Consider the following 6,840-nt stretch of genomic DNA (forward strand, 5'->3'; position numbering starts at 1 on the left):
CCGGCGCGACGGGGACGGGCCGGCTCAGGGGCGGGGTGGCGCCGTGAGGATCTGGTGGCGGTCGGTCGTGACCGCGGTGAGGAGGTCGCGCTCCGACTCGGCGTGGCGGCGCAGGTCGGCGCGGCCCGACAGGGCCTGCTGCCGCAGGAACGCGAGCGACGTCGCGTCGCGCTGGAACCGGCGCATCGCGTCCGCCGCCGCCGGACCACCCGTGCGGGACGCCCAGCCGACGGCCGTGCTGCGCCGCGGCAGCGACGCGAGCATCTCGACCTCGTGCGGCGCGAACCACCCGGCGTACGCGTACTCGGTGAGCCGGCGCCGGATGACCGCGGACTCCTGCCGGCGCAACCAGAACGCGATGCCGACGACCCCCGCGAACAGCGGCACCTGCACGACCGCGAACACCACGAGGTACGCGTCGCCCGCCGCGAGGTTGGTCGCGTTCCACAGCCCGTGCCCGACCATCGCGGCCAGCAGGCCGAGCGGGAACAGCCACCACGCCGCCCCCCGGTGCCGCGAGCGTGCCGCGAACCCCAGCGCCGCACCCGTGCACGCCGTGAACAGCAGGTGCGCGAACGGCGTCGCGAGACCGCGCATGACGAACGTGCCCGCGAGCGCCTCGCCCGCCCGGCCGAAGTACAGGACGTTCTCGGTGAACGCGAAGCCCGCCGCGACGACGCCCGCGTACACGATCCCGTCGACGACGCCGTCGAAGTAGCGGCGCCGCGCCAGGAACAGCACGAGCACGCCCGCGCCCTTGGCGACCTCCTCGACGATCGGCGCCGACACCAGCGCGGCCGCACCGGCGCCCGCCTCCAGGTCGCCCGTGGCGGACGCGACCGTCCACAGCGTGAGGTCGTTGACGACGACCGACACGAGCACCGCGACGCCCGCGCCCCACAGCAGTCCGAACGCGAGCGCACCGAGCGGCTCGGGCTCCCAGCGGTCGAGCCACCGGATGCCCGCGAGCACGACCGCCAGCGGCACGAGCGCGAGCACGGTCCCGACGACGCCCGCCGCGACGCCGACCTCCACGAGCACGAGCCCGAGCGCGGCGAGCGCCGCGACCGCGAGGAGCGCGACCGCCAGCAGGGCGAGCACGTCCCGCGTCGCGGTGCCGCGACGCGGCGGGACCCACTGCGCGGGGACCTCACCGGGAGGTGTGGCCGGGCGCGCGGGGTCGTGGAGGCTCACGCGCTCACCCTAGGGGCGGCGCGGGACGCACGTCCTCGGGCGACGCCGCGCGTGGACCGTAGAGTGACCGCGGCCCGCCGCGGACCCGTCGCGGGCCGGGACGACGGGGTGGTGGCATGAACGAGGTCGAGCGCGAGGTCCGGGCACGGATGCGCGCCCAGGGGCTCTACAACGACGAGGGCCCGGGGCTCGAGGCGCTGGTCGAGGAGCGGCAGCGCGCCAAGGAGCTCACGTGGCGCTTCAACATGATGAACCCGACGGACGTCGCGGGCCGGCAGGCGCTCGCGCGCGAGCTGTTCGGGCCCATGGGTGAGCGCGTGTGGATCGAGGCGCCGCTGCAGGTGTCGTACGGGTACAACGTGTCGTTCGGCGACGACGTGTTCGTCAACGTGGGCTTCACGCTCGTCGACGACATCGAGGTGAGCATCGGGTCGCGCGTGATGATCGCGCCGAACGTGACGATCACCGTCACGGGTCACCCGGTGCACCCGCAGCTGCGCGCCGAGATGGAGCAGTTCTCGGCACCCGTCGTCATCGAGGACGACGTGTGGCTCGGCGCGCACGTCGTCGTGCTGCCGGGCGTGACGATCGGCGCCGGCTCGATCGTCGCGGCGGGCAGCGTCGTGACGAAGAACGTGCCGGCGGGCGTCGTCGTGGGCGGCGTGCCCGCGCGCGTGCTGCGCCCGATCACCGACGCGGACCGCGAGTTCGCCTACCGGGCGCCGGGCACGCTGGCCTGACGAGGGTCGTCCGCGCGGACGTCCGGCCCCGGGTCGGGCGTCCGCGCGGCGGCCTCCGGGGCGGCGCGGCGGTCGAGCTCGGCGTTGACGACGCCGCCGGTGAGGATGACGATCGCCGACACCCACAGCCACAGCACCGCCGCGAGCAGCGCGCCCAGCACCTGCGCGGCGACCTGCACGAGCCGTCCGCCGTCGACGGCGGGCCCGGACGGCCCCGCGACCTGCAGGTAGACCGCGAACGCGGCCGCCACGAGCACGAGGCCGACCGTGCCGACGAGCGCACCGGGCACGGCCCGGCGCCACGTGGTGCCGCGCGGCAGGTTGGGGCCGTAGCGGTACAGCAGCGTGAGGTAGGCGCCGGCGACGCCCACGACGACGGGCCAGCGCGCGAGCGCCCACACCGTGCCGAACGCGTCGCCCAGCCCGAGGCGCTGCGCGATCTCGTCGCCCCCGCCCAGCAGCGGCCCGACGACGACGAGCACGAGCACGGTCACCAGCGTGACGAGCCCGCCGAGCGCGAGCGCGAGCCCCAGGACGACCTGCGCGACGACGCCGCGCCGCTCGGGCACCGTGTACGCGTCGTCGAGCGCGCGGATCGCGGCACGGAACATGCGGCTCGCGAGCCACAGCGTCAGCAGCACCGACCCGACCGCGAACCCGGTGCGCTCCTCGCGCAGCAGGCCGCGCACCAGGGGGACGAGCGCGTCCTGCGCGACGTCGTCGGCCAGCACGTGCGACACGGCGTCGACCACGGCGTCCTCGACCTGCGCGACGCGTTCGGGGTCGGTGAGCCGCTCGAGGTACCCGAGGCTCGCGCCGAGCGCGGTGACGAGCGGCACCGCCGAGATGAGCGCGAAGTACGTCATCTCGGCGGCCAGGCCCGTGATGCGCACGTCGACGACGCGGCGCACGCACCGCACGACGAAGGGCAGCACGTCGAGCCGCCCGACCCGCACGGGGTGCCGGTGGGCCCACGCCTCGACGCGGTCGAGAGCCGTGCGTCCGTCGCGCGCGGGCAGCCGCGCACGCACGCGCGGGACGGCGTGGGCCACGCCCAGCACGGCCGTCGGCGCGACCACCGCGACGGCGACGAGCACGAGCCACGCGGGTGCGCGCTCCGCCGTGGCCGCCGCGACCGCACCCCAGGACACGAGCCCCGCCGTCAGCGCGACGAGCGTCGTGGTGGCCACCGCCAGGGCCGACGCCGCGTCCGACCGGCGTCGCGCGACGACGGCACCGAGCACCGCGAGCGCGGCGACGGCGACGAGCAGCACGGGGTCTCCGGGGGTCGGGGTGTCCCGGCATCGTAGGCGGCTGGTCGCACCGGGGCGCTGCGGTGGCGGCGCGGCGTGCCTCGACCGCAGGCCGTGCCCCGGCCCGGGACGACACCGCCCCGGTGACCAGGGGGGTGGTCACCGGGGCGGTGGGGTGCGGCGCTGCCGCGAGGGCGCTGCGGTGGTCAGCCGCGCAGACGCGCCCTGCGCCGCAGGGCCACGGCCGCGGCGCCGCCGAGGACGAGCGCGAGCCCGACCCCGAGCGCGACGCCGACGTTCGCGCCGGTCGTGGCGAGCGGGCGCGAGGCCGCCGCCGGTGCCGCGGTGCCGTCGGTCGGCGTGCCGCTGGTCGGACCGTCGGTCGGTCCCGCCGTCGGGTCGCCGTCGGGACCGGCCGCCGCCGTCACCGTGAGCGTGGCGGGCGCCGAGTACGCGCCGCCGAACTCGTTGGCGACGTACGCGCGGAACTGCGCGCCGGAGTCGGCCACGCGGGCCGGCACGGTGAGCGTCGTGCCGTCCGCGAGCACCGCCGCACGCGCCGTGCTCACCGTGCGGGCCGTCGCGCCCGCGCCGTCGACGTCGGTCCACGTGCCGTCGACGAGCCGCTGCCACGTCACCGTGGGCGTCGGCGACCCCGTCGCCGCGACCGTGAAGGTCGCGTCCGTGCCCTCGACGGCCGCGACGTCGGCCGGGTCGGTGGTGACCCACGCGACCGTGCCGGCGTCGGAGCGGTCACCGGCCTGCTGGTCGGCGACGAACGACGCGACCCACGACAGGGCCGAGTTCCAGTTGACCGTGATCTCGTTGGTCGACCAGGACTGGATGTCGTCGACGTAGCAGAGCTGCGGCGCGCACATGTGCTCCGGGTCGTACAGCCCCTGGATGACCGGGTCCCACGTGCCGACGTCCGAGTTCGGTCCGCCGGCCACCGACCCGCGGGGCGGGTGGGGCAGCGACCCGGTCAGCGAGCTCGAGAACCACCGGCTGTGCTGGTTCTCCGAGAACACCGTGCCGTAGCCCGTGACGTACGAGCTGTTGAGCGCGTTGCGGCCCATCAGGTAGTCCATCGACTCGACGACCGCGTCGGCGAACCGCTGGTCGCTCGTGAGGTCGAACGCGGTGCCGAGCACCACCTGGTTGTTGAGGACCGCGGAGTTCGAGCCCCACTCGTAGACGCCCTTCGCGTTGCCCGAGTAGGCCGTGCCGAACGGCTCCTTCGACTGCCGCGACAGGTACAGCTCGGCGCCGTCGACGACGGACTGCCGGATCGCGGTGCGCCCCGGGATCTGCGACTCGACCGTGGCGAGGTCCATGCGGCCGAGCGCCGCGACGTCGCCCCAGAAGAACCCGCCCTTCGTGAACAGGTCGGCCGTGTGGTACTCGTTCGCGAGCACGGCGTCCTGGTACGTCTGCTCACCCGTGGTCAGGTAGAGCTCGGCGGCGGCCCAGTAGAACTCGTCCTGGACGTCGTCGTCGTCGTACGGGCCGCCACCCGGGCTGGGGTCGGCGTTGGGCGCCGGCTGCAGCAGGTCGGGGTGCGCGACGGCGGCGTCGTAGGCCACGCGGCCCGCGGCGAGCAGGTCGGCGGCGAACTCGGGGTCGTACTGCTCCCACAGGCGGGCGCCCTGCGCCGCGACGGCGGCGAAGTTGAGCGTCGCCGCGGTCGACGGACGGTGCAGCCGACGGGGCTGCGGGTCGTCGGCGGGCAGCAGCGGCAGGCCCGTCCAGTCCACGTCGTGCACCTTGTGGTGGACCATGCCGGCGAGCGGCTGCCCGGCCGGCACCTGCATGCGCATCATCCACTCGAGCTCCCAGCGGGCCTCGTCCAGCGGGTCGGGGACGCCGTTGGTCTGCTCGTCGCGCGGGATGTCGAGGCTGCCGTCGCCGAGCGGCGCGGTGTCACCGGTCGGGGAGGTCAGCGCGCGCTCGTAGGTGCCGAGCACCTGCGCGACAGCGATGCCGCCGTTGACGACGTACTTGCCGTGGTCGCCCGCGTCGTACCAGCCGCCGACCACGTCGAGCGTGTAGTCGCACGTCCAGTCGCCGTAGAGACCCTGCGCCTCCTCGGGCGTGATGCACGGGACCGCGTAGTCGCCCTGGTTGGGCGTCGCGTCACCCGGGCGGCCGACGTGGCCGGCCTCGCGGCTGTACGCCTCGTCACCCATGATCGACCCGTCGATCGCGATGCCGCTGCGGGCCGGGTAGAAGTAGTTCAGCGCGTCGTGGCGCAGGTCCTGGTACAGGTCCGCGCCGATCGTGAACGGGTAGCTCGTGTCGTCGTCGGCCGTGAGCGTGTACGTGCCCGGCGCCGTGACGTCGTCGAACTCGATCTCGTGCACGTTGACGCCCGCGGTCGGGTCGACGCCGCGGGGCGTCGTCGTGCCTCTGGCCACGACGGTCGACCCGGAGGTGAGCTGCCACGCGACGGGGTCGGTCGCCTCGGTCACGAGCGTCGCGCGCTTCGGGCCGTCGGGCAGGTAGCCGACCTGGTTGACGCGCACGCGGGGCCCGGTCTCGGGCTCGTAGGCGGGCGGCGCCTCGGTGGTCTCGACGAACGACAGGTCGGTGATGCAGAACGTGTACGGGTCGGTCGCGCGGCCCAGCTCGAGCTGGATCCGGCCGTACGGCTCGTCCGTCCCCGCGCTGAGGTCCACCGCGGCCGTGAACGTGAAGGTGAACGTCTGCGGCGTCGTCGTCAGGTCGAACGACGTGCTGCCGGCGCGGTCCCACGGGGCGCCGTACTGCCCGACGATCGCGTTGACGGGGGTCCCGTCGACGCTCGAGGAGGCGGTGAGGCGCAGCTGGTAGGTGCGGTCCTTCTCGACCGCGACGTGCTTGAGCTCGAGACCCGCCTGGTAGGCGTTCGTGTACCCGCCGCGCAGGTCGATGCAGGTCGCGCTGCCGTCGGCGCTCGCGCGCGGCACGCCGGCGCCGTCGCCGGGGTTGTCGTACAGGTCGAACCCGCCCAGGTCGCCGCCCGCGAACGAGTGGACGATCCGCGTGCCCGAGGTCATCGAGAAGTCGTCGATGCAGAGCGTGTACGGCGCGGCCTGCTTGCCGAGCTGGAAGGAGATCTCGCCCGTGCCGCTCGTCCAGTCCGCGGCGAGCGCGGAGTCGGGTGCCGTGGGCCAGTCGGCGGGCGTGAACGTGAACTCGACGCGCTGCGGCGTGTCCGTGCCGTCGAGCACGACCGGGTGCCCGAAGGCGGCGGGGTAGCCCAGCCCGCCCTGCATCGGGATCGTGACGGGTGCCGAGGCGCGCGCGTCGAACGACACCGTGTACGTCGTGCCGCGCTCGAACGTCATGGCGTCGTGCTGGAGCGCGACGTCCCAGGGGTTCTCGCCGCCCTCGGCGGTCGCGCACATCTCGCCGCCCGTGACGCCGGACGTCACCGACCCGGTGTTCGCGTACGCGTGCCAGCCCTGCGCGTCGCCGTCGGCGAAGTCGTGCGGCTGGTCGACGGGCGCGCCCGTCGCGGTCGACGCGAGCACGGGCATCAGGAGCAGCGCGGCCGACGTGGCGCCGGCCAGCCATCGGGTGCGCCGCCGTCGGCGCGGGTCGTGAGAGGGAACCACTGTGTCTCCGGGTGGACGAGCGCGCCGGTGCGGTGCGCGGGTGGACGAGGGTGCGGG

4 protein-coding genes are annotated in these 6,840 nt (G+C 75.0%); 1 reads left to right on the top strand and 3 read right to left on the bottom strand.

Features of this window, described 5'->3' with window-relative positions; genetic code table 11:
* Positions 1-24: 24 nt before the first annotated feature.
* Positions 25-1,194, bottom strand: coding sequence for a PrsW family intramembrane metalloprotease (locus ATM99_RS04260; RefSeq protein ID WP_062101694.1), 1,170 nt, complete (start codon positions 1,192-1,194; stop codon positions 25-27).
* 116 nt (positions 1,195-1,310) lie between these two features.
* On the opposite strand from ATM99_RS04260, the gene ATM99_RS04265 reads away from it, so the two are divergent.
* On the top strand, positions 1,311-1,934 hold the full coding sequence (locus ATM99_RS04265) for a sugar O-acetyltransferase (protein ID WP_062101695.1): 624 nt from the start codon (positions 1,311-1,313) through the stop codon (positions 1,932-1,934).
* Here the strand turns inward: ATM99_RS04265 and ATM99_RS04270 are convergent.
* Positions 1,907-3,208 (bottom strand): YihY/virulence factor BrkB family protein, encoded by a 1,302-nt coding sequence (locus ATM99_RS04270; RefSeq protein ID WP_062101696.1) that lies wholly within the window; start codon positions 3,206-3,208, stop codon positions 1,907-1,909. The genes ATM99_RS04265 and ATM99_RS04270 overlap by 28 nt on opposite strands.
* Before the next feature lie 185 nt (positions 3,209-3,393).
* Positions 3,394-6,705 carry a glycoside hydrolase family 9 protein gene (locus tag ATM99_RS04275; protein WP_223304797.1) on the bottom strand — a complete coding sequence of 1,104 codons (3,312 nt, stop codon included), beginning with the start codon at positions 6,703-6,705 and terminating at the stop codon, positions 3,394-3,396.
* Positions 6,706-6,840: the final 135 nt, after the last annotated feature.

The sequence above is a fragment of the Cellulomonas sp. B6 genome, from assembly GCF_001462455.1.
GTDB lineage: Bacteria > Actinomycetota > Actinomycetes > Actinomycetales > Cellulomonadaceae > Cellulomonas.

Coding starts and splice junctions, on each gene's coding strand:
- ATM99_RS04265 (WP_062101695.1), top strand. CDS start 1,311: ATGAACGAGGTCGAGCGCGAGGTCCGGGCACGGATGCGCGCCCAGGGG.
- ATM99_RS04275 (WP_223304797.1), bottom strand. CDS start 6,705: ATGCCCGTGCTCGCGTCGACCGCGACGGGCGCGCCCGTCGACCAGCCG.